General features: G+C 48.7%; 20 protein-coding genes. All 20 read right to left on the bottom strand.

The annotated features are described in order from the left end of the window. Window positions 1-5 precede the first annotated feature (5 nt). The gene (locus DWZ45_RS02385) at window positions 6-1,856 is read right to left on the bottom strand and encodes an ABC transporter substrate-binding protein (RefSeq protein WP_107001582.1); all 1,851 of its coding nucleotides are present in this window, start codon (window positions 1,854-1,856) and stop codon (window positions 6-8) included. Then, window positions 1,834-4,041 (bottom strand): ATP-binding protein, encoded by a 2,208-nt coding sequence (locus DWZ45_RS02380; protein WP_118467422.1) that lies wholly within the window; start codon window positions 4,039-4,041, stop codon window positions 1,834-1,836. The genes DWZ45_RS02385 and DWZ45_RS02380 overlap by 23 nt, the downstream gene beginning before the upstream one ends. After that, window positions 4,025-4,840 (bottom strand): ABC transporter substrate-binding protein, encoded by an 816-nt coding sequence (locus DWZ45_RS02375; RefSeq protein ID WP_107001673.1) that lies wholly within the window; start codon window positions 4,838-4,840, stop codon window positions 4,025-4,027. Before DWZ45_RS02375 ends, DWZ45_RS02380 begins: the two co-directional genes overlap by 17 nt. A 394-nt stretch (window positions 4,841-5,234) precedes the next feature. After that, a complete protein-coding gene (gene ppdK / locus DWZ45_RS02370) occupies window positions 5,235-7,868 on the bottom strand; it encodes a pyruvate, phosphate dikinase (RefSeq protein ID WP_107001584.1) in 2,634 nt (877 codons plus the stop codon). A gap of 334 nt (window positions 7,869-8,202) precedes the next feature. After that, the gene (locus tag DWZ45_RS02365; RefSeq protein ID WP_107001585.1) at window positions 8,203-9,591 is read right to left on the bottom strand and encodes a glycine--tRNA ligase; all 1,389 of its coding nucleotides are present in this window, start codon (window positions 9,589-9,591) and stop codon (window positions 8,203-8,205) included. Window positions 9,592-9,686: 95 nt separating this feature from the next. Further along, window positions 9,687-10,346, bottom strand: coding sequence for a hypothetical protein (locus DWZ45_RS02360; RefSeq protein ID WP_107001586.1), 660 nt, complete (start codon window positions 10,344-10,346; stop codon window positions 9,687-9,689). Window positions 10,347-10,501: 155 nt separating this feature from the next. Then, complete coding sequence (locus DWZ45_RS02355) at window positions 10,502-11,527, bottom strand: acyltransferase (RefSeq protein WP_118467420.1); 1,026 nt, start codon at window positions 11,525-11,527, stop codon at window positions 10,502-10,504. Window positions 11,528-11,557: 30 nt separating this feature from the next. Continuing rightward, window positions 11,558-12,205, bottom strand: coding sequence for a DNA repair protein RecO (gene recO, locus DWZ45_RS02350; RefSeq protein WP_022359740.1), 648 nt, complete (start codon window positions 12,203-12,205; stop codon window positions 11,558-11,560). A gap of 20 nt (window positions 12,206-12,225) precedes the next feature. Further along, window positions 12,226-13,143 (bottom strand): GTPase Era, encoded by a 918-nt coding sequence (gene era, locus DWZ45_RS02345; protein ID WP_022359739.1) that lies wholly within the window; start codon window positions 13,141-13,143, stop codon window positions 12,226-12,228. 26 nt (window positions 13,144-13,169) lie between these two features. Beyond that, window positions 13,170-16,088, bottom strand: a complete 2,919-nt coding sequence (locus tag DWZ45_RS02340; protein WP_118467418.1) for an insulinase family protein — start codon at window positions 16,086-16,088, stop codon at window positions 13,170-13,172. Window positions 16,089-16,201: 113 nt separating this feature from the next. Beyond that, entirely contained in the window at window positions 16,202-17,014 is an 813-nt protein-coding gene (locus DWZ45_RS02335; protein WP_107001589.1) for a YdcF family protein, read from the bottom strand. Between the two features lie 34 nt (window positions 17,015-17,048). Further along, entirely contained in the window at window positions 17,049-18,287 is a 1,239-nt protein-coding gene (locus tag DWZ45_RS02330; RefSeq protein WP_118467416.1) for a U32 family peptidase, read from the bottom strand. Window positions 18,288-18,301: 14 nt separating this feature from the next. After that, window positions 18,302-18,943, bottom strand: a complete 642-nt coding sequence (locus tag DWZ45_RS02325; protein ID WP_022359735.1) for an O-methyltransferase — start codon at window positions 18,941-18,943, stop codon at window positions 18,302-18,304. Beyond that, entirely contained in the window at window positions 18,930-19,343 is a 414-nt protein-coding gene (locus tag DWZ45_RS02320; RefSeq protein WP_107001591.1) for an aminodeoxychorismate lyase, read from the bottom strand. Before DWZ45_RS02320 ends, DWZ45_RS02325 begins: the two co-directional genes overlap by 14 nt. Window positions 19,344-19,373: 30 nt before the next feature. Further along, window positions 19,374-21,041, bottom strand: coding sequence for a ribonuclease J (locus DWZ45_RS02315; protein ID WP_022359733.1), 1,668 nt, complete (start codon window positions 21,039-21,041; stop codon window positions 19,374-19,376). A gap of 34 nt (window positions 21,042-21,075) precedes the next feature. Beyond that, window positions 21,076-21,378: a DUF1292 domain-containing protein gene (locus tag DWZ45_RS02310; protein ID WP_107001592.1), complete on the bottom strand. Its 303-nt coding sequence runs from the start codon at window positions 21,376-21,378 to the stop codon at window positions 21,076-21,078. Window positions 21,379-21,434: 56 nt separating this feature from the next. Then, window positions 21,435-21,872: a Holliday junction resolvase RuvX gene (ruvX, locus tag DWZ45_RS02305; protein WP_118293431.1), complete on the bottom strand. Its 438-nt coding sequence runs from the start codon at window positions 21,870-21,872 to the stop codon at window positions 21,435-21,437. Window positions 21,873-21,979: 107 nt separating this feature from the next. Beyond that, window positions 21,980-22,243 carry an IreB family regulatory phosphoprotein gene (locus tag DWZ45_RS02300; protein WP_022359731.1) on the bottom strand — a complete coding sequence of 88 codons (264 nt, stop codon included), beginning with the start codon at window positions 22,241-22,243 and terminating at the stop codon, window positions 21,980-21,982. A 110-nt stretch (window positions 22,244-22,353) separates the two neighbouring features. Then, window positions 22,354-23,523, bottom strand: a complete 1,170-nt coding sequence (locus DWZ45_RS02295) for an ATP-binding protein (RefSeq protein WP_118467414.1) — start codon at window positions 23,521-23,523, stop codon at window positions 22,354-22,356. A gap of 281 nt (window positions 23,524-23,804) precedes the next feature. Next, window positions 23,805-24,740, bottom strand: a complete 936-nt coding sequence (cysK, locus tag DWZ45_RS02290; RefSeq protein WP_118467412.1) for a cysteine synthase A — start codon at window positions 24,738-24,740, stop codon at window positions 23,805-23,807. Between the last annotated feature and the right edge of the window lie 228 nt (window positions 24,741-24,968).

The raw sequence follows: 24,968 nt of genomic DNA, 5'->3' as shown, positions 1-24,968 counted from the left end.
TTTTCTCACCTCAGAGCCACATAGTCTTCAGGCTCTGCAAGAACGGCATCACCATCTGAAATATATCCTATCCAGGTATCCTTCACAGAAGTATCTCCCCTATCAAACACAATATTATCCTCTACCGGATAATTCTCCATGTGTTTAGGTATCGTCAGGCAGGTTACCGTGAACATATCATTGTCTTGAACTTTCTTTCCATCCTTCATAACTTTGCTCAATGTATAACCATCATCCGTTTCCCTGATCTCCACAGAAATACCGCTGACTACAGGTAGAGAACCGCTGTTAAAGGGAATAAAGCCTCCCTCATAGCCTTCCACAAAATTTCTGACAGTCTCTTTCAGCTCTGCCCCACTCATCTTACTGCTGTAAGCCAAAAGACCATTTGGCATGATCATGCTGCCCGCCATTTTTTTCGTATACCCGGCTTTCAGCACGTTTCCGGTAAAGCTGTTTCCGGTGGCGATCAGCACATCCGTCCCGTAGACACCGCGCAGCGTATTTGCCATAACCGAATAGGCTGCATTACCTCCACTGGCATGGAAACGATTGGAATAGAATTTCTGTGAATCCAGCAGGATATCCTCGGAGATAGTCTGCTGATTCAGAAGCTGGGTGTTAAAGGACTGATAAGCCTGCCCTGCATCGTATTCTCCTGCGATCATCTTAGATACTACATCCTTGGAAATAGAGAAGAAGTCATTTGACGCAATACGGATATACATGTGATTTTCTTCGATCACAGGTTTCACATCTTTCAGATATTCTGTAAGATGGATATCCACATCCTGGCTGTAGCTTAAGAGATCCTGACCATCATAAAGGATCTGGTTCTGAGCATCCTCTGAAAGCATTGTATCCAATACCTTCATGGCTTTCTTCCGTCGTGTTTCATCCTGTGCCAGATCACGGTTTAAAGCCACTTGAAAATAGGGTGTCGTCATCAGCCATTTTTCTCCATTCTCTTGAAAGAATGGCAGAAATGTTGTGTGAATGCCCTGATCCTGAAACATTTTAACACCGGAAGAGCTTCCAAAGTACATGGCAAGCTTACCACTTTTGAACAACTCAACCACATTATCATAGTTCAAATCCAAATCATCCCGGTTCAATCCTGTATCCCGGATAAACCGCTCCATCCGTTCAAAAGCCGCCGGCCAGACGGTATTGTCCAGACCTTCTTTCACTGTATGATCCGGGTCACTGTAGGTGGTGCGCCATCTGCGTCCGTCGGCAGAAGAAAGTTCTGACGCCGACAGGCCCTGCAGTGTCTCCATACAGGTATAGTCATAATAATAGTCTGCGGTAAACCCTCGGATTCCCACCTTATCAAATGCCTCGCAGGCAGAGACAAAGCTTTCATAGTCTGTTGGCAACGGGATATCATATTTTTCAAAAAGATCTTTGTTCACTACAAAGCCATGGGCATCCGCACACACCGGAAGCCAGTTTATGCTGCCATCCTCGTTCCTAAAATTGTTTAGATATGTATCATAGACAGCACCTGCCGCATTGGTTGTGGAAAGATCCATCAGGCTGTCTTTCAGCGAACTTGCATCATGCAGTGAAAAACGACAACAGGTTATAATATCCGGCAATCCTCCATTTTCATCAAGAAACTTATAAAAATCCAGATCATTATTTCCTACTACAAATTCAATGTTAATATCCGGAAGCTGTTCCTGAATATAGGGTGCATATTTTTCATACAGGTTTGTGCTCCATAAATACACCGTGATGGTTTCTGCATCTTCTTTTTCCGCTCTTTTCCCGCCGCAGCCTGATAAAAGTAATATGGCCATTACCATCACCAGGAATACAGCAAGTAACTTATTTCTTTTTTCCTTTTTCATTACGAATCCCCCTAAAACTGTGTTCCGCTAGTTCATAAATTACCTTTACCAGTAATTTTGCATCAACAGGCTTAGAAATATGTTCATCCATTCCCGCTTCTTTTGCTCTTATTCTGTCCTCCGTGAACGCATTTGCTGTCATTGCAATGATCGGTATCGTCTTAGCATCCTCTCTCTCCAGAGACCGGATCATCTTCGTTGCTTCATAACCATTCGTGACCGGCATCATGATATCCATGAGGATCGCATCAAATTCACCTAACTCACTTTTTTTGAATTGATCCACAGCTTCCTGCCCATTCCATGCCTTGGTCACGACAGCACCTTCATTCTGAAGCATAAATTCAGCAATTTCCATGTTCAGCTCATTATCTTCTGCCAGAAGAATATGCAGTCCCTTTATAGATTTTCCATCTGATACATCTTTCTGTTCTTCCCATTTATCCGAATTCAGATCTATTTTAAATGGAACCTGGATCACAAAGGTAGTCCCTACACCATCTTCACTTTCAAAGGTAATGGTTCCACCCATTTTCTCAACCAGCTTCTTTGCAATCGACATTCCCAGACCCGTTCCCGCAAATTTTGTGCGGCTTCCTGCGTGTTCCTGTACAAACGGTTCAAAAATATGTTTCTGAAACTCTTCTGCCATTCCGATTCCGGTATCCCGGCAGACAAATTCTATCGTCGTCATCTCTGGCTGTTCGGATGGAATCTCCCGGCAGCTAATATAGATATATCCGTTTTTTCTGTTATATTTCACCGCATTCGACAGAATATTCATCATCACACGTTTCACATGTCCTGGACTTCCAATAAGCTTTCGATGTGTGATTTCTTTCTTCTCCCACACAATCCGGATATTCTGGTCTGCAGCCATCTGCTCGATCACAACAAGTACTTCCCGGGAAATACGGCTTAGATCAAATGGAATTTCTTCCAGAATCACTTCACCCGCCTCCAGCTTACTCATATCCAGGACATCGTTTACCAGCTCCAGCAACAGATTGGATGCCTCTTTCACCTTTGTTCTGTATTCTGTCTGTTTCTCCATATCATCTGCACAATGATCTGCCATATTGAGTAAACCGCAGATTCCATTAATCGGAGTCCGGATATCATGGCTCATCCTTTGGAAAAATTCCGTCTTCGCCCTATTGGCGGCTTCCGCCTTTTTTGCAGCTATCAGAAGTTCTGATTTATATTTTTCATCCTTTTCCCGCTCTTGTTTCTCATGTTCCAGATTGGTTCTGAAGATACAGGACCAAAATATACCAACTATCAAAGAATATAGAAAAATGACACCAGCCACACTTAATGGAAGGTTATGAAACACTTCCTCATCCAGAAGATATGCATAAATATAATAATCCCGCTGCTTCAGCATGATTCCGTAGCATCCGGTTCCTTCATTCTTCAAATGAAAAATATGCTGGCTGTCTGTGTGCTTTTTCATTGCCTGAATAACCTCATTGTCGGCCGTATTCTGCCCCAACAGGCTCTCATCGTTACTGGCAACAACGAACCCATCGTCTGCAACAATAATTGTTCCATCTTTCTGGACACTATATCCATTTAAAAGCCCTTGTATCGTCAAAGTATAGTTTCTGGTAAATTCAGGAGATGTGTAATAGTAAATTGCCACAATACCCGGTGCGTCTTTTCTGGCGCAGGCTGCAATGTCGATCCGGGACCCGTCTTCCCTGGCAAGCCGTTCCGAATAGCTTCTTTCTTCATATCCTGTAAAATCCATGATAATTTCTTTTTGCAGATACTCCGTAATCTCATCCGTCAGAGACTCTTTTGTGCTATACTCACAGACCGTCTTTCCCTCTGCATCCAGTACAAGGATGCCATCCACCCAGAGAGTCTGCAGATTATCTTTTAGAAACTCCCGGCTTAACTGACCACCGTTTTCTCTTTCCATGTTAATATTGGTACTCATCTGTCTGGCACTTTCAATGGCACGGAGAAGGCTTTTGGATTCCGAAGATTCATTATAATGAGTATAGGTGGAACACTGCACTTTCACATAGTTTACAATCTCTACCATTCTTTCTTCTGCTTCCGCTTTTTCCGCATGAAAGAAATAAGTCAGGGAAACTACCGCCACACAGATTCCAAACAAAATACCAACTATTTCTATCTGCTTTTTCTTTGTCCTTCCCTTAATATCCAAGTTCATCCACCTCCAGATACCTTCCCGGATCATCCAGATATTTTTCAATGATTTTCAGGGATGTTCCATCCCGACGCATTTCCTCCAGGGTCTGATCCATCTGCTCACAGATTCCCCGGTCATCCTCTTTTGCAAAGGCAACCCCTATACCGGTGATCATCAGCGGCTCTTCCAGAATACGAAAGCTTGTGTCATAATCCTTCATATACTGGACAATCGATTCCTCATGTGCGGCAACTGCATCTACGTATCCTTTTCCCAGAAATGTATAGATCAGCTCCCTGTGTCCCAAACTGATCAGATTGCCCAGCTTTGGGATTCTCTCATCCGTCCGGTTCAGAAAAATACCTTCCGGTTTGGTTGTGGACTGAACAGCCAGATTCTTTCCCTCCAGGTCACTCAGTTTATAGATATCACTGCTCTCATTTACAGCAACCACCTGACGGCTTGCTATATACGGTCCGGCCCAGCGGTACTCGTCAAGGCGCCCTTCCATGGAAAAACAGCCCATGATGCAATCGATCTCCCCGCTCTCCAACAGTTCTTTTTTCTTCTCCCAGTTGATCTGGACAGGCTCCACCTGATAGCCCATTCTTCTGAACGCTTCTGTAGCCAGTTCTACATCAATTCCTGTCGGCACACCATCCTCATTCAGATAAGTGTATGGTGGATAGCTGTCGCTTCCCAGGGTGATGACGGGTTTTTCCGTTTCTTTTTTATTCTCACCTGTGTTTTTGCACCCTGCCAGGGTAACTGCTAAGATTCCAACAAGCAGAATACCTGCGATCACTCTTTTTCCTTTCATTTTCATTCCATCCCTGTTATTCTTTTCTATTTCTTCACATCTGATTTCCGGCCATTTATTACGATTCAGTGGCCCGCGCTTAGGTGTCCCCGTATATAAGACTTAATTTCCTATATGATCAAAAAAAGCTCCATGTAAAAAATTTACAGGAACTTTATCCATAATGCCCTCTTAACTCTTACCTTATATTCTTACACTTTTTATTATAGCATTCAAAATATACCATGTCCACAAAAAGTTGCCATCATCCATTTTGTTACTGTTCACACATGCGTGAACAGTAACTCCATTTTTTCATAAACAGCCACAGATTATTTATACAAAAGGACCCCCTTACTTTCGTAAGGGAGTCCTTATCTACTCATTTATTTTATTCAAGGTTTTCCTTAAATGATTATTTCTCAGCGATTGCAGCCTGAGCAGCAGCCAGACGAGCGATCGGCACACGGAACGGTGAGCAGGATACATAGTCAAGACCAATCTTGTGGCAGAACTCTACGGAAGACGGGTCGCCGCCGTGCTCGCCGCAGATACCTACATGAAGGGTCGGGCGCTCTGCTTTACCTAACTTGATCGCCATCTCCATGAGCTTACCTACGCCAGTCTGATCCAGTTTTGCAAATGGATCGCTCTCGAAGATCTTCTTGTCATAGTAAGCATTCAGGAACTTGCCTGCATCATCACGGGAGAAGCCGTAGGTCATCTGAGTTAAGTCGTTTGTACCGAAGCAGAAGAATTCAGCCTCTTTTGCGATGTCGTCAGCGGTCAGAGCTGCACGCGGGATCTCGATCATGGTACCTACTTCGTACTTCAGATCAACGCCTGCTGCTGCGATCTCCTCGTCAGCGGTCTTCACAACGATATCTTTTACATATTTTAACTCTTTCGCATCGCAAGCGAGCGGAATCATGATCTCCGGTTTTACGGACCAGTCAGCGTGAGCTTTCTGTACGTTGATAGCTGCACGGATAACTGCCTTGGTCTGCATAACAGCGATCTCCGGATAGGTAACTGCCAGACGAAGTCCACGGTGACCCATCATCGGGTTGAACTCATGCAGGGAAGCAATCAGGTTCTTGATGAACTCTACAGATTTGCCCTGAGCGTCAGCCAGTTTCTTGATGTCCTCTTCCTCAGTCGGAACGAACTCATGCAGCGGCGGATCCAGGAAACGGATAGTTACCGGGTTGCCCTCCAGAGCCTCGAACAGACCTTCGAAGTCGCCCTGCTGATACGGAAGGATCTTATCCAGAGCTGCTTCTCTCTCTTCTACAGTGTCAGCACAGATCATCTCACGGAAAGCAGCGATTCTGTCTTCCTCGAAGAACATATGCTCGGTACGGCAAAGACCGATACCCTCAGCGCCAAGCTCTCTAGCCTTCTTAGCATCTGCCGGTGTATCTGCGTTTGTACGAACTTTCAGTCTTCTGAACTTGTCAGCCCATGCCATAACGCGACCGAATGTACCAGCGATAGTAGCATCTACGGTCTTGATCTCACCTTCGTAAATATTACCGGTTGTACCATCGATGGAGATGAAGTCTCCCTCGTTGAATACTTTACCAGCTAAAGTGAATTTCTTATTCTCTTCATCCATAGCGATGTCGCCGCATCCGGATACACAGCAGGTACCCATACCACGAGCAACTACAGCTGCGTGAGAGGTCATACCACCACGAACGGTTAAGATACCCTGAGCAACCTTCATACCGGTTATATCTTCCGGAGAAGTCTCAAGACGAACTAAGATAACTTTCTCGCCCTTCTCAGCCCATTTCTCAGCATCTTCTGCGGTGAATACAACTTTACCGCAAGCAGCACCCGGAGAAGCACCTAAGCCTTTTCCAAGCGGAGTAGCTGCCTTTAATGCAGCAGCGTCAAACTGCGGATGCAGCAGTGTATCGAGGTTACGCGGGTCGATCATAGCGACTGCTTCTTCCTCTGTCTTATGACCTTCATCTACCAGGTCGCAAGCGATCTGCAGCGCAGCCTGAGCAGTTCTCTTACCGTTACGGCACTGTAACATGTAGAGTTTCTTGTTCTCTACGGTGAACTCCATATCCTGCATATCATGGTAGTGGTTCTCAAGCACATCACAAACCTTGATGAAATCTGCATATGCCTCCGGGAACTCCTGCTCCATCTGTGCGATCGGCATCGGAGTACGAACACCAGCAACAACGTCCTCGCCCTGTGCGTTCTTTAAGAACTCGCCCATCAGCTTCTTCTCGCCGGTTGCCGGGTCACGGGTAAATGCAACACCTGTACCAGACTCATCGTTTAAGTTACCGAATACCATCGGCATTACGTTTACTGCAGTACCCCAGGAATACGGAATATCATTATCTCTTCTGTATACGTTCGCACGCGGGTTGTCCCAGGAACGGAATACAGCTTCGATCGCTAATTTTAACTGAACAACCGGATCAGACGGGAAGTCCTCACCTAACTGTTTCTTATACTCAGCCTTAAACTGCTCTGCCAGAGTCTTTAAGTCAGCTGCGGTCAGCTCTATGTCGTAGTGAACGCCTTTTTCTGCTTTCATCTTGTCGATGAGCTGCTCGAAGTATTTCTTACCAACCTCCATAACGACATCTGAGAACATCTGGATGAAACGTCTGTAGGAGTCATATACAAATCGCTCAAATTTCGGGTCCGGGTTGCCTGCGATCATCGCTGCAACTACCTCGTCATTTAAACCAAGGTTTAAGATGGTATCCATCATACCTGGCATGGATGCTCTCGCACCGGAACGAACCGATACTAACAGTGGGTTCTTCAGATCGCCAAATTTCTTTCCATTGAGCTCTTCCATCTTCTTAACGCCTTCCATGGTCTGTGCCATGATCTCGTCGTTAATCTTGCGACCATCTTCGTAATACTGGGTACAAGCCTCAGTTGTGATTGTAAATCCCTGTGGAACCGGCAGACCGATGCTTGTCATCTCCGCCAGGTTCGCTCCCTTTCCTCCCAGCAGGTTACGCATGGTCATGTCGCCCTCGCTAAACATATAAACCCATTTTGCCATAAGTATTTTCCTCCTATACTCGTTTATGTTTTACATTCACATATTTGTATTTATGTGAAAGATAAAAGCCATCGTGAATATTATAACATAAACTGCGGTCTAGTAAAGAGTTTTTTTGAATTCTTTCCAACTTTTTTTCGATCAATATATATTTTTTTGTAATTTTCGTGAATATTAAATGAGATGACTATCCAGAACAGTGCCTAATCTGGCCCAAAATAAATTTCGTTCTTTGCAAAATGCCAAAAATGTCACAAGCCCTCTCTAACACAAAAAGCAGAAACCATCTCCTATTTTCTGGAATATGGTTTCTGCTTTTTTGTTTATTTAAAGATTAGAAACGGAACTTATCCTCAAAGTAGTTCTTTAACTCGGCGATCGGCACACGTACCTGTTCCATGGTATCACGGTCACGGACGGTAACAGCCTGGTCGGTCTCCGACTCGAAGTCGTAAGTGATGCAGAACGGAGTACCGATCTCATCCTGACGGCGGTAACGCTTACCAATGTTTCCTCTGTCGTCGAACTCGCAGTTGTAGTACTTGGAAAGCTCTGCGTAGATCTTCTCTGCTCCCTCGTTAAGCTTCTTGGACAGCGGAAGCACACCGATCTTAACCGGTGCGATAGCCGGATGGAAGTGAAGAACGGTTCTTACATCGCCCTCTCCGATCTCTTCCTCATCGTATGCAGCACACAGGAATGCCAGGGTTACACGGTCAGCACCCAGTGACGGCTCAATCACATACGGGATATATTTCTCCTTCTTCTCATCATCGAAGTAGGTCATATCCTGACCGGAGGTGTTCTGATGCTGGGTCAGATCGTAATCGGTACGGTCTGCGATACCCCACAGCTCGCCCCATCCGAACGGGAACAGAAATTCCAGATCGGTCGTCGCCTTGCTGTAGAAGCACAACTCTTCCGGAGAATGGTCGCGCGCGCGCATCTCATCCGGCTTGATGCCAAGTGTCTGCAGCCAGTCGATGCAGTGCTGTTTCCAGTATGCAAACCACTCAAGGTCGGTTCCCGGTTCACAGAAGAACTCCAGCTCCATCTGCTCGAACTCTCTGGTACGGAAAGTAAAGTTACCCGGTGTGATCTCGTTACGGAAAGATTTACCGATCTGACCGATACCAAACGGGATCTTCTTGCGGGAGGTTCTCTGTACGTTCTTGAAGTTTACAAAGATACCCTGTGCAGTCTCCGGACGCAGATATACGGTGTTTTTTGCATCCTCGGTAACTCCCTGGAAAGTCTTGAACATCAGGTTAAACTGACGAATGTCGGTGAAATCATGCTTGCCGCAGCTCGGACAGCAGATGTTATTGTCATCAATGTACTGTTTCATCTGCTCCTGGGACCAGCCGTCTACGGAACCCTCGATCTCGATGTTGTGCTCTGCCATATAGTCCTCGATGAGCTTATCTGCACGGAAACGCTCTTTACAGCTCTTGCAGTCCATCAGCGGGTCAGAGAAGCCGCCCAGATGTCCAGATGCCACCCATGTCTGGGAGTTCATGAGAATCGCACAGTCTACACCTACGTTGTACGGGCTTTCCTGAATAAATTTCTGCCACCATGCACGTTTTACATTGTTTTTCAGTTCTACGCCCAGATTGCCGTAGTCCCATGTATTGGCAAGGCCGCCGTAAATCTCAGAACCCGGATATACAAATCCTCTTGATTTTGCGAGCGCCACGATTTTGTCCATCGTCTTTTCCATTTGTCTTGTCCTCCTGATTCATTTATCATTGTACCCGTCCCCGCCTCTTCTTTCGATATCTGGCAGATGGACGAATTTAACAATCATTCTGTTTTTTATCTTTTAAAAATCACATAAGCCGTGCCTGTTTCCGGCAGACTGACGGTTGAATCGTCTTTTAACTCGGTATTCGAACTGCGGTAAAGCACTTTTCCGCCGACCATCAGCGTCGCACCGCCCTCGCTCCGGACTGCCATGCCGCTCTTTTCATTTTGAACCGTATCCGTTCCGGCTTCGCTTCCATCTGCCTTTACCAGCTCACCCTCGGAAAACCATCCATCGGCAATCGCCTCCGAAAGCGGCTTTGCCTCCAGCGCCGTCAGGGAGTTGCTGGTGTCCTCGTTGTCATTCGTCTCTCCGAATGCTTTCAGATCTTCAAAGGAAGCATAATCAAAGATCGCAGTCACCGTGTCTTTTCCCGCCTTCACACTTTTCAATGCTGCCGGCAATCTCTCGGCATTTTTCTGGTTCTGTGCCAGCGCCCCGGCGCCTTTTTCTTCATTAAAATGAATCACTGCCGTCTCTAAATACTGCTTTAATTCATTCTCATCGACCGAAATACCGCCGGTCTGCTCCACCAGAGCACTCGACAGCGCTCCGTCTTTTGCCACATATACGCAGCTCTCCGAAGGGGAAAAGGCGGTTTCCCGTGAGCCACAGCCGGACAGCATCACACCCACGGTACACGCTGCCAGAAGAAATCCTCTTTTTTTCATTGCTCTTCCTCCCAAGCGCAAAAATGCTCCTACAACCAAGTTTTTATAGTATACCTGCTTTTCTATGTATTTTCAAGACTTGGACCTGAAAAAACGCATACTCGCACTTCCGTTTCCAGAGATACCTGCCTTTCAACCGTAAATCCTGCTTTTTGTCAACGTCCCCCATTCAGGGTCTTCCAGATGTCCGGACGGTACCTCCGCAACACGCGCGCCGCCTGATAACAGAGTGTCACTGCAAGCAGCGGCATGCACACATACATAAACATCGAAACCAGCTGGCTGCCCGGAAATAGCAGCGCCGCCGCCTTATTGAGGAAACGGACCACCACAAAGTGCGTCGCATAGATAAAAAAGGTGCAGGTCATAAACGGTCTGACTTCTCCCAGCCAGCGCTCGTTTACCATCATCCAGATATCGATGACTGCCAGAAGCTGGTAGAGAACGATTCCCGGCACAAAATAGTGGGTATAATAGCTCCTGCTGAGCACGATTCCCACTGCCAGCAGGCACACCCCCAGTGCCGCCCGCTTCCACGACCATACCGCCTCCGCCCATTTTCTCCCGTGCAGCGCCGCATAGGCGGCAAAGGAATAATAAATCAGGGCGTCCAGATTCAGCTCCGGCAGCGCCACCCCCTTGAAAAGTGCCACAAGCAGCACCAGCAGAAATGCCGCGCCGGTCCAGATATTTTTCAGAAACAGATACAGCACCGGTGCCAGCAGCACCAGCAAAATGATCTGATACATGAACCAGAACACCGGATTGAAGGTGTACTTGGTGATCGCCTGCCATGCCCCGGACGTCGTGATCACCAGATCCGTCCGGTTGGCGATCGTCTGCAGTCCCGGAATCCGGCTCGCCGCCACATACGCCACGTAGTAGATAGTATTCCAGAGCAGGTACGGAACCAGAAGCGAATGCAGACGTTTATTTAATTTTTCTCCCAGCCGCTTCATCGTGAAGTTCCGGTAGAACAGGTAGGCAGACAGCATGATAAAGCATGGGATGTCCACCCGCAGAATTTCCTGCATGACCGGGTACTGGAAATGCCACCACGGTGCGTCCTGCCCCAGTTCCGGGAAAAACAGATCCGCGTTGCCGGAATGCGTCCAGATGACCATGAGGCAGCAGATGAAATTGAACCAGGCGATTTTCTGGTGGAATTTGGCTTCTGGCATATAAACAGCTCCTCCCTGGATAGTTGTATGTTATGTAATCGTCTGCAATATCTCCAATGAGTGAAAACTTTTATCTACATACGCCCTCTTATTCCGCTCCACATTCGCCGCAAATTGTGCAAATGCATCTTCTTTCAGAAGAAATGTATACAACTTCTCGATCGGCGCGTAGATGACGTACTGCCAGGCGTAGCGTGCGGAGTCTCCGGCGCGCAGGGGTGGATCTTCGGTGTATTCGCCGTTGATGACCATGATTTTTAACTCGAAGATACGCTGTACAAGTTTGTTGGGGAGTGCGGGTTTTAGGAGGGCGCGGAAGGACTGGTAGAGTAATCGCAGCATTTCTCTTGCCTCCAGACCTTCTCTTCCGAAGTATTCGGCGAATTCAGCAAAATAGGAGGCGTAGCAGGCGCACTCAACGTCCTGTTCAAGTCCTTCGAAATAGTTTTCGATCTCCGCGCCATAGAGATTGTAGGCATCCCGCGTCTCAGAAAGTGTGAAGGTTCCAAATGCGAAAGGCCGGCTTGCCGCACGCAGCAAACTTCCAGTGCGCTTCGCCCCGCGGGCAAATGCTGTGATTTTTCCGCGGTCTCCCGTCAGGAGAATCAGACGTTTATCAAATTCACCGACCGGGGCTGCATAAAGCACCATTCCGGTTGTCTGTATCAAATCTCGCATGCAGCCCTTCCTTCCCTCACTTAAATTTCTTTCGGGTTATATCCGTAATTCTTCATATACATATCGCTGTCTCTCCACTCCCGGCGCACTTTAACCCAGAGTTTCAGGTTGACCTTCGTGTCCATCAGATTTTCAATTTCCATCCGGGCAGCGGTTCCGATACGTTTTAACATCGATCCGCCTTTTCCGATGATGATGCCCTTGTGGGAATCGCGCTCGCACACGATCGTTGCATCCACGTCGATGATGCCGTTTGGGCGCTCTTTCATCTGGTCGATGACAACTGCAATGCCGTGCGGGATCTCGTCGTCCAGCATCCGAAGCGCTTTCTCGCGGATCAGCTCCGCTGCGATCTGGCGCATCGGCTGGTCGGTGACGGTATCCTCATCGTAAAACTGCGGACCTGCCGGGAGATATTTAAAAATACTGCTCTTGACATCCTCGATATTCATCTCTTTGAGAGCCGAAACCGGGATAATCTCCGCAAAATTCAAAATATCCTTATATGCCGCGATAAAGGTCAGAATCTCTTCCTTCGATTTGACCGTATCAATTTTATTAATAACCAGAATGACCGGCGTCTTGATCTTCGAAAGCTGCTCTGCAATGTGACGCTCGCCTGCCCCAATGAAGGTGGTCGGCTCTACCAGCCAGAGAATCACGTCAACCTCTTTTAACGTATTTTCTGCGACATTGACCATGTACTCGCCCAGCTTGTTTTTCGCCTTGTGGATACCCGGTGTGTCCAGAAAAATGATCTGTCCGCGCTCGTCTGTGTAAACCGTCTGGATACGGTTCCGGGTCGTCTGCGGCTTCTCAGATGTGATCGCAATCTTCTGTCCGATCAGGTGGTTCATCAGAGTGGATTTGCCAACATTCGGACGCCCGATCAGGGTCACAAAGCCAGATTTAAACTCTTTTGTATCTGTATTTGCCATCTTGTTTCCTTTCACTTGCATTTTGTTTAGTTAAACAGATTCTTCACCGTCTTAAACAGATCCTGATTTGCCTTGACTTTTTCTGCATTTCCAATCGCACAGATGCTCTGCTCACTGAGCACTGCCCTGATAATCGGCGCCAGCTCCCGGATATCCTCCGGGGTAACTGCCAGGATCTCGTCTCTCTCTTTCTGGATCATCGCATCCGTCACGCCGGTAAACCAGGCCGCGTCGGCGCGAATGCCTTTGTACGGCGGCAGAAGCGGCGCATCAAGGTCGCTGATGGTTCCAATCACGAATTTCGTCATATCACGCTCGTCTGCCTCAAACTGCTCCAGATACGGCACGATACCCTCGTAAACCTCATTCGTCTCACGCAGGTTCGGATCGCGGTAGGAAACGAAATAGCTGTCGCCAAACCGTCCGGCTCCATTCATGACGCCGTAAGCGCCGCCCTTGACACGGACATTGATCCACAGATAATCATATCCGAGAATGACTTTCAGCGTCCGCAGCGTGCCCTTGTATGCCAGCCCTTTCTCCACGAAATTGCCGCAGCGCGCCAGATAATTGACCTGGGAGGAGGTCATGAAGCCCTCGTTTAAGTTCTCTTTTTTCCACTCAAACGGATAAACGGTTCCGTCGCCCTGTGGAAGACGTTCTTTTAAAAGCGGAAGCGCTGCTTCAAGCCCTGCCTGATCGTCGGCTGCTGCCGTGTAGCTTATCAGCATATTTTCTTTCGTAAACAGGCGTGCCGCCGTCTCTTTTAATTTCGCGATCACCTCGCCCTTTTTCTCCTCAAAGTGCTTTGCCGTCTCTTCAAGGAACTGGTAGAAGCCGATTCCGCCCGTGCAGTCGTCAAATGCCGATTCTGCTGAAAAATAGGAGCTGGCTCTCATCACTGCCGCTGAATGTGCCGCCTGATTTAAACGCATCTGGCTCTTCGACTTCGTCTCCGCCACAATCTCGCCGAGACGTTTCTCATCATCAAGGATTGAATCAAGCAGAATCTCCGCGATCGCTGAAAATCCAAAGTCCAGCTTCTCGCACAGCACCCGGGCACTCGCGGTAAAAATACCGGTAAACGCGCCCTGTTTCCGGCTGTCCGCATAGGAGCTGACGCTGAGCGTGATACCGCCGGTATTTAAGTTGATCTCATCCGACAAATCGCTGTATGTGTGTTTCGTCGTATCGACAAATCCAAGCACTGCTTTCAAAAGTCCCACATACGGCAGATCCCTGGACGGTACACGGTCGGTACGGAACATCACGCGCAGATAACCGATGCCTGAGGTAAAGAGCTCATGTGCCAGCACCTTGGTTCCGCCAATCTCGCGCTCGGTCAGGATAAATTTCTCCGCCTCTTTGCGGATATCTGAGCGTTTCAACAGCGGAATCTTCTCTAAATCTTCCTTCGGGGACGGGGTGTCCTGATACTCTTTCAGCTCTTTCGTGCCATCCACGATCGCCTGAATCTCCTCCGCGCCCAGGCTCTTCTTATATGCTTCCAGCTTTTCACGCAGCTTCTCATCCTCGATCGCCGTCAGTCCCCGCTTCGGGCTGACCGTGATCACCGCCTCAAACGGGTTATCTAAGAGATATTTGCGGATCAGTTCTTCAAAATATCCTTCCTTTGCTGCTTTTTTGAGGAATGCAAATGTCTCCTCATATTCCAGGTGCATCAGCGGATCGCCGCCGTACAGCCAGCTATCTAAACACTGCAAGCCGTACATCAATCCTTTCGGCGCGTTGCCGAAATCTGCCTCGCGGCTGCGGAATTCATAGTAATTGATGCCCGCCAGCAGGCTCTTCTGGTTGATGCCATCATCTGCCAGCTTCTTAAGAGTTCCCTTAACAGTCTTTAAAAATGCCTCTTTCTGGCTGCTATCCGCATTTTTCGCAATGACAGAAAAATATGGCTGTAAAATACCATTTTCATAGCTTCCCAGGATATCCTGACCAATCCCGGCGCTGATGAGTTCTTTCTTTAAAATGGCGCCCGGCGCGTCCAAAAGCACATACTCCAGGATTTGAAATGCCATGTATAAAATCGGGTCGAGATCGTCGCCTACTACCGTATTGACCGACAGATAAGTTGCGTGATCCTCCGGCTCATCCTCAGTGATCGGATAGAAGATCTCCCGGTCCTTCGGCGCGTCAAACGGCTTCTGGTAGTGAATTTCAGAATCCACCGGCTGACGGTCATAGTGGCTTAAATACTCACGATCCAGCCAGTCCAGCTTCTCTGCCATATCCATATTTCCGTACAGATAGATAAAGCTGTTGGACGGATGGTAGAATTTGCGGTGGAAATTCAGGAAATCCTCATAGGTCAGCTCCAGGATAACCTCCGGGGCGCCGCCGGACTCATGCGTATAGCAGGTATCCGGGTAAAGCGTGTTCTGCGTGTAGCGGTCAAGCACGCCCTCCGGGGAGGAAAATGCACCCTTCATCTCATTGTAAACGACACCGTTTACCGTGATCGGGCTGTCCGCCGACTCCATCTCGTAATGCCAGCCCTCCTGGCGGAAAATCTTCTCTTCTTTATAGATATTCGGATGCAGAACCGCGTCCATATAGACGTCCATCAGGTTCTGGAAATCCTTGTCGTTGCAGCTTGCAACCGGGTATACCGTCTTATCCGGGTAGGTCATCGCGTTTAAGAAGGTATTTAATGAGCCCTTCACCAGCTCTACAAACGGATCCTTGACTGGAAATTTCGCCGAACCGCACAAAACGCTGTGCTCCATGATATGCGGCACACCCGTGCTGTCAGATGGCGGGGTACGGAATCCGATGCAGAATACCTTGTTCTCATCGTCATTCGAGAGCAGGAACACTCTCGCTCCCGTCTTCTTATGTTCCAGAAGAATCCCATCAGAATTCAGCTCTTTTACGTGTTTTTCATTCAGGATCTGATAGCTCTTCAAATCTTTTACTGTCATGCTGTCTTTCCTTTCTCTGAAACGATTCCACAGTGCATACAGACATCTGTTGAATCGTTACTGTTCACGCATACGTGAACAGTAACGTTGAATCGCACCTTTTTTTCTTTTTTTTACAGTCTTCCCATAAATTTGTCTTTTAGTACGGCAAATGCCTCCCGCAGCCACAGGTGCACCGCCAGCACCGGGTCGCACGCAGCTGCCACACCGACCGGCTCGATCTCCTGTCTGCGCGCGATCGCCTCCGCCCGGAACACATGGTAATTGCTCGTCAGAATCCCGATCCGGATGGTATCGCCGTCCGGGCGCTCACGGTAAAACTCCATCAGGTGTGCCCGCGCCGCCTGCGCCTTGTTGTATTCCTGCCGGTCGATCACCGTCCGGCTGAACTCGATGTTCTGCACCGTGTCGGAGGACTGGTCTTCAATCAGCAGCTTATCCTCCGGAATCCCGTTGTACTGTAAATATTCGTACATCGCCCGCGCCTCGCTGATCTCCTCGCCCGGACCTTTTCCGCCGGAAAGCACCAGAACCGTGTTCGGATATTCCTCCGAATACTCGATCGCCCGATCCAGACGCTGCTTTAGGGAATTGCTGATCTTGGTGCCGCGCACACGTGCTCCCAGCACGATCACATAGTCCGCCGGCTGTCCCGTTGCCGTAATGGCGCTCCAGCCGATCAAAACCTCCGTGATCACCAGAATCAGAAATCCCGCCGCACATACTGTCCCGACGGAAACGCCGATCCACACGGGGATTCTGCCCTCATGCTGGCTGCCAAACCACCATCCAGCCGCCAGAAGTCCCAAAAAGATCGCCAAGCAGGGCCAGATCAAGGCAAACGAAGTCGAAACACCTGAATAAATAACAATTATGATATAATATAACAGGCACAGGACCGCCGTTCCTCCTAAAAACCAAACCATCTGTCATCCTCCTGATGTCCATCCAGCCGCACCTTTACAAATCCAGCGCTTCGTCCTCACGCCGCAGGATATCCTGCGGCTTTGCCATACCGCCTAAGTCTACCCAGAGCTGCTGCTTCGGGTGCGGTGCGCTCTCCTGCGCGGTTCCATCCTCAGTAAAGATGCCTTTCACTTCCACACGCAGGTTACGTCCGTCCGGCTTCATGATCTCGATCGTCTCTCCCACGCTGAATTTATTCTTCTGCTCCAGATGAACCAGGCCATCCCCGCGCACAGCGCCGACCGTTCCCAGATAGGTGTACGGTTTTACATAAGTATTGCTTCCGTATACCTGCGACTCGGTACCCGGTTTATGGAAATAAAATCCAGTGATGTATTCCCGGTGGGTACATTTGCGGATCTCACTCTTATACCACTCCATCTTGGACTGGTATTTTTCCGGGCTTTCCAGATAATCGTCGATTGCGATTCGGTAGGTTCTCGCCACGGTTGCCACATAGAGTGCTGTCTTCATGCGTCCCTCGATCTTGAAGCTGTCGATTCCTGCTTCGACCATCTCCGGAATGTGCTCAATCATGCACAGGTCGCGGGAGTTGAAAATATAGCTGCCGCGCTCATTTTCATAGACCGGCATCCACTCGCCCGGTCTTGTCTCCTCCGCCACCGCATATTTCCAGCGGCACGGATGAGTACAGGCGCCCTGGTTCGCGTCGCGCCCCGTCAGAAAATTGCTGAGAAGACATCGTCCTGAATAGGAAATGCACATCGCTCCGTGGATGAAGCTCTCGATCTCCATATCCTCCGGAATATGTTCGCGGATCTCGCGAATCTCCTTCAAGGACAGCTCCCGCGCCGTTACCACGCGCTTCGCGCCCTGTTTATACCAGAAAAGGAACGTCCCGTAGTTTGTATTATTTGCCTGTGTGCTGATATGGATCTCCATCTCCGGGAGAATGCGTCTGGCAATCTCAAAAACACCCGGATCGGAAATAATCAGCGCATCCGGCTTGATTTCTTTCAGTTCTGTGAAATATTCTTCCACACCGGCTAAATCATCATTATGTGCAAAAATATTTGCTGTAATATATACTTTGACGCCGCGCTCATGGGCGAACGCAATGCCCTCTTTGATCTCTTCGTTCGTAAAATTCTTCGCCTTTGCCCGCAGACCAAACGCCTCGCCGCCCAGATAGACCGCATCGGCTCCGTAAAGGACCGCCGTCTTGAGGACGTCCAGGCTGCCCGCCGGGATTAAAAGTTCCAGTTTTCTCATGTTTTTCCTTTCTTTTATCGCTTTACACTTAACGCCACGCCATCCCCGATCGGAATGACAGACGTCTCAAATTCTTTCATGTGTGTCAGTTCATATAAATAATCGCGCATCCGCGTGTGGATCGTCCGGTTGCGGCGCTCGACCGCATAGCGGGATTCCACGATATCGCCGTCCTGTAAGACATTGTCCGACAGAAGAACGCCGCCGGACGGCAGCAGACGCAAAATCTGAGGCAGCCAGTGCATATACTGCCCCTTAGCCGCATCCATAAATATAAAATCATAAGGGCCGGAAAGCGTCCCCAGTATCTCTTCCGCATCGCCTTCCAGTAAAGTAATGCACGGCTCTTTTCCTGCCCTTTCAAAATTGCGCTTGGCAATCGGTATTCTTTTTTCGTACTTCTCAATCGTCGTGATCCGGCAGTTTTCCGGCATCACACGGCTCATCAGTAAAGCCGAATAGCCCACAGCCGTTCCTACCTCCAGAATCGACTGCGGGCGCTTGAGAGCAATCAGTGTTTTCAGAAATGCGGAGGTCTCCCTGCGGATGATCGGCACGCAGTCAGCCAGCGCTTCTTCCTCTATCGAGTCGAGCAGCGGTCCGTTGCCCGCGTCCAACGACTGGATATAGGCGGTAATTCTGTCATTTACTATCACTTTTATCCTCCTCCGGGCTGGCGGCAGAAGCTGCCGCCTCATCCATCTCCTTCAGCATCTCCAGAGAAGTCTGGGCGGTGCTGAACTGATAGGTTCCCGGATATATCTTGTATTCATAAATCTTTGCCTGCAGCACAAAGACCACGCGGCTCCTAATCAAACCGACGCGTTCCAGCGCTTCGCCTGCCTCGGAGGTGCTTTCGCTTTCCTCGATGGTAACCGTTCTCATTCTTCCCGGCTCTGCCTCAACTGCGGTCGGGTTAAATATCTCATGCCCCAGCCAGTAACCCTTCGTTGCGCCCTCATAGAGCAGAAACAGTGTCAGTACCAGAAAAACGATCCGGAACACACTGTCCAGAATTGATACTGCGATATGGGGTTCCCCAGATCTCCGGCTCATATTCCACCTCCGTGCTGCTTTTGCAGTCTTCTACACTTCCATGATGATCGGAAGAATCATCGGATTTCTCTTCATCTTCTTCCATAGGAAATCACTCAGGCTGTCGCGGATAATGTTCTTGATCTTGCCCCAGTCGCTCACGTGCTTCTCAAGACAGCCTTGTACGGCTTCATCCACGATTCTCTGTGCCTCTTCCATCAGATCCTCGGACTCACGCACATAGACGAAACCTCGGGACACGATATCCGGTCCCGCTAAGAGCTGGTTGCTGTATTTCTCCAACGTCAGTACCACAATAATGATACCATTCTGTGCCAGGTTCTGGCGGTCGCGCAGAACGATATTTCCGACATCACCGATGCCCAGACCATCGACCAGGATGCCGCCCGCCTGTACATGGTCGGCAACACGGTAGCCCTCGTCCCCGATCTCGATCACATCACCTGAGCGCATCAGGATGACATTTTCCTTCGGAATGCCCATTGAGATTGCCAGGTTGCGCTGCGCCATCAGGTGGCGGTATTCACCGTGTACCGGAATCGAGAATTTCGGACGAACTAAGGAGTACATCAGCTTGATCTCCTCCTGGCAGGCATGTCCGGATACGTGGGTATCCTGGTTGATAACCTCTGCGCCCTTCATCGACAGCTCGTTGATAACTCTTGCAACGGCTTTCTCATTGCCCGGAATCGGGGTGGAACTTAAAATAACCACGTCGCCCGGCATAATCGAAACCTTCTTGTGCAGGTCTGCCGCCATACGGGACAGTGCCGCCAGAGACTCGCCCTGGCTGCCGGTCGTGATAAGGACGGTATCCTCTTTCTTATAATTTTTCAGATGTTCAATGTCGATCAGTGTATTTTCCGGAATATTAATGTATCCAAGTTCGCTCGCCGTGCCGATGACATTGACCATGCTTCGACCCTCGACCACTACCTTACGTCCATAGTGGTATGCCGTATTGATGATCTGCTGGACACGGTCTACGTTGGAAGCAAACGTCGCAACGATGATCCGGTTGTTCTTGTGCTCTGCAAAAATCGAATCAAAGGTCTTGCCGACGGTGCGCTCCGACATCGTAAATCCCGGACGGATCGCGTTGGTACTGTCACACATCAGCGCCAGCACGCCTTTCTTTCCAAGCTCGGCAAAACGCTGCAGATCCGCCGGTTCACCGAATACCGGTGTGTAATCGATCTTGAAGTCGCCGGTGTGGACGATAATACCAGCCGGGGAGAAGATCGCAAGCGCCGATGCATCTGCGATACTGTGGTTCGTCTTGATAAACTCAATCCGAAAACATCCGAGATTGATGGACTGTCCGTGCTTTACGACCTTGCGGCGGACGGTCTTCATCATATTATGCTCTTTTAATTTATTCTCAATCAGTCCGATCGTCAGTTTGGTGCCGTATACCGGTGCCGGAACATCGCGGAGTACATACGGCAGCGCGCCGATATGGTCCTCATGTCCGTGCGTGATCACAAAGCCCTTGACTTTGTCAATGTTGTTCTTTAAATAGGATACATCCGGGATAACCAGATCGATTCCCAGCATATCGTCGCTCGGGAATGCCATACCGCAGTCTACTACAATAATGCTGTCTTCATATTCGAAGGCAGTCATATTCATACCGATCTGTTCCAGACCACCGAGCGGTATGATCTTTACCTTATTATGATTTGTTTCCTTTTTCAATCAATGCACCTCCAAAAATTCGATTTTTAGATTTTTATTCGATATCAACGCCCAGATCGCTCATCAGCTCCGCAAACACCTTGGACATGTACTCCAGTTCTCCGTCATCGTCCACAAATTCGTAAGCTGCTTCTGCATCCTCCGGCTTTGATGTATCTCTCAACAGATAGCACTCTCCATCGCCGTCCTTCGTATCACTTGCCAGCAGATAGGACTCGCCATTTAACTTTGTCTCTTCCAGGACATACAGCTTCACTTCCTCGCCGTTCTCATCCCTCAGCGTGATGCTGTTTTCCATATTATTCAGTTCATCTAACATTGAATCCAGGTTTCCCATTCTATGATTCTCCTTCTATTCTTTATTTTCAATCATTGATTTTTATCACTGATAATTTATTCTTCCGCTTTTCCTTGTGCCTGTAAATCCAAATATCCCTGCAAAATCAATACTGCCGCAATCTTATCAATCACGCTCTTCCGGTTTTCCCGGCGCACTCCACTCTCGATCAGAATCTGCTCCGCCGCATTCGTCGTCAGGCGCTCGTCCCACATAACGACCGGAAGGTTCGTCCGCCGTTCCAGCATCTCTTTAAATGCCAGCGTCTTTTCAACGCGCTCTCCCAGCGTATTATTCATATTTTTAGGATACCCCAAAACAATCGTCCCAACCTCGTATTCCCGGATCAGCTCTTCAATCCGGGCGCAGGTCTGGCGAAGTTTGTTCTCATCCTTCCGTGTGATCGTCTCAATCCCCTGTGCTGTAATGCCTAACGGATCGCTGACTGCCACTCCCGTGGTCTTCGATCCAAAATCAAGCCCCATAATTCTCATATTCTATTTTCTCCATAACAAAACAAGCTGGCAGCCCGTCAGATATTGGACTGTTGTCGCCAGCTGTTTACTCTTCCGCTTTTTAATTGCCGTGCTGCATCCACTCTTTACTGAAGCTTCGTCTCAATATATACCTTCACAAGCTCTTCCAGAATTTCGTCACGCTCTACCTTCATAATCAGGCTTCTGGCACTCTTGTGGCTGGTAATATAGGTCGGATCTCCAGACATAATATATCCTACAATCTGATTGATCGGGTTGTAACCCTTCTCCGTCAGCGCTGTATATACCTGTTCCAGAACCTGGCTTGCCTCCAGCTTCTTCTCTTCCTGTACTGCTCTAAAAAACTGTGTATTGCTGATATCACCCATTTTGTCTTCACGTCCTTTTAAATACCCGCCGCGCTCTGTCACTCTGCGGATCCATGCGTGCAGGTAAACTACTCTTTTTTATTTTACTCTACTTTACCCCATTCGGCAAGTTATTTTTTATCATTATAATCATCCAGGAAATTGTACGTCCAATCGTCCCTGTGGTAACCGATCACAGTCTTTAAGTTGATATTGTGGACACTCTTAAAGATATTTTTCTCGATCACGTCGCTCTCCTTGCGGAAATGGGCGATCAATTCCTTCATCTCATCGCGCTTGGAACCGCGTCCGCCTCCGCAGCTCACGCAATTTTCAGTAAAACGGCACGCGCACTGTATAAACTGCAGTCCGTTGTAATCGCGCCACGCCTTGACCGCATCTTCCTTGATAAGGTACATCGGGCGGATCAGCTCCATGCCCTCGAAATTCTGGCTGTGCAGCTTCGGCATCATCGTCTCAATCTTGCCGCTGTACAGCATTCCCATGAGGATCGTCTCGATCACATCATCAAAATGATGCCCAAGCGCAATTTTATTGCAGCCCAGCGCTTTCGCCTGTGCATAGAGGTGACCGCGTCGCATTCTGGCACAAAGGTAGCACGGATTCTGTTCGATCGTCGCCACCGTGTCGAAAATATCGCTCTCAAATACCGTCAGCGGAATGCCGAGAAGTTTCGCATTGTCCTGGATGATCTTCCAGTTATCCGCATTGTAGCCCGGATTCATCACTAGAAAAACGGTTTCAAACTGGAATTTTCCATGTTTTTTCAATTCCTGGAAAAGTTTCGCCATCAGCATGGAATCCTTGCCGCCTGAGATACAGACTGCGATCTTGTCGCCCTCCTGAATCAGGTCGTAGGTGTTGAGCGCCCGCGTAAACGCCCGCCAGATCGGCTTGCGGAATTTTTTTATAATACTCTGCTCAATTCTCGCCCGTTTTTCCTCTCGATCCGCCTCGGATTCTCCGCCCACGAAGCGTGAGAGGGAGAGGCGCAGCCACGCACGGTAACCACCCTCCACATTAACCGCGTCAAATCCGTCTCCGGTCAGACGACGCACCCACTCCTGGCTCTTCTCACCGGTATGGCACATCACGTACACTGGATGCATTTTGTCTAACCTGGCTGTTTCTTCCTCATATTGCTCTTCCAGCCGGGACGCCGGGAGGCTTACCGCCCCCGGAAAAGTTCCGCGCATATACTGGTCCTGCGGGCGGATGTCCACGATCGTCTTCTCCGCATCCTTTAACGCTTCCAGCTCCTCAATCGTAATCGTTTTCATTGTATATTCTCCTGTATCCGTTATCTGCAAAATCCTCTTTAAGAAAAAGAATGTAAAAAATGTGCCTACCCGTGTGCAGTAACCACAATTCTCATGAAATGAAACAAAAGCACAGGATCCGCGCTGACAGTGCTCTGCCAAACAAACGGGTCCTGTGTTTTTCTGCTGTTTTGTTACCGTTCACGCGCACGTAACCAGTCACTCATTTTCTGTTAATTATAACACTCTCCCTGCATTCTGGGAAGTCCTATTTCTATAATTAGTCTCTTATAATTAGTCTCTTAGTCCTCTGTAAAGAGTGGTGTGGAATAATAGCGGTCACCACTGTCCGGAAGAATCGCTACGATGGTTTTCCCCTTATTTTCCGGGCGTTTTGCCAGCTCAATCGCACCATGCAGGGCTGCGCCGGAGGAAATACCGACTAAGATGCCCTCTTTGTGTGCCAGAAGTTTTGCTGCCGCAAATGCATCCTCATTCTCCGCCTCGAAAATTTCATCATAAATCTTAGTGTTCAGTACATCCGGTACAAATCCGGCGCCGATACCCTGAATCTTGTGTGCGCCGCCCTTGCCTGTCTTTAATACCGGGGATGAAGCTGGCTCCAGCGCTACGACTTTCACATTCGGGTTCTGGGATTTTAAGTATTCGCCGGTACCTGTCAGAGTTCCGCCGGTACCAACACCTGCGATCAGGATATCAACCTTTCCGTCGGTATCATTCCAGATCTCCGGACCAGTGGTTGCTCTGTGAACCGCCGGATTGACCGGATTGACAAACTGACCGGCTAAGAAGCTGCCCGGTGTCTCTTTTGCCAGCTCTTCTGCCTTCTCGATCGCGCCCTTCATGCCCTTTGCGCCCTCAGTCAGGACAATCTCTGCACCGTACGCTTTCAGAATGTTGCGGCGCTCCACGCTCATCGTCTCCGGCATCGTCAGGACGATGCGATATCCCTTCGCTGCTGCGATGGACGCCAGACCGATACCGGTATTGCCGGAAGTCGGCTCGATGATGACAGAACCCTCTTTCAGGACACCTCTCTTCTCTGCATCCTCAATCATGCCTTTTGCAATACGATCCTTCACGCTTCCAGCCGGGTTTAAATACTCCAGTTTTACCAGAACCGTTGCTTCCAGTCCCAGCGCTTTCTCAACATTCACAACCTCAACTAACGGTGTGTTTCCTACCAGTCCCAGTGTTCCCTTATAAATGTTTGCCATGATGATTTCCTCCTAATATCTGTGATGATTTTTATATTTGTTAATTTTTATATATTTCTATAGATTCTTCTTTTTTCCAGAACTCTTTTCCAATTTGAAAAACTCGTGTAACTGTGAAGGTACTGAGCAGTTACAAACTCGCTTCAAAAGAAGTTTAAAATGCGAAAAGAGCCCATCCTCTATACACATTTACCGCCGTCCAATCCAGCTTTTCTGCCGCCTGTCCTG

This window comes from Clostridium sp. AF32-7AC (assembly GCF_003477925.1).
Classification (GTDB): domain Bacteria; phylum Bacillota; class Clostridia; order Lachnospirales; family Lachnospiraceae; genus Otoolea; species Otoolea fessa.
The sequence above is the reverse complement of the archived record's forward strand: the minus strand, read 5'-3'. Positions and strand labels throughout refer to the sequence as shown.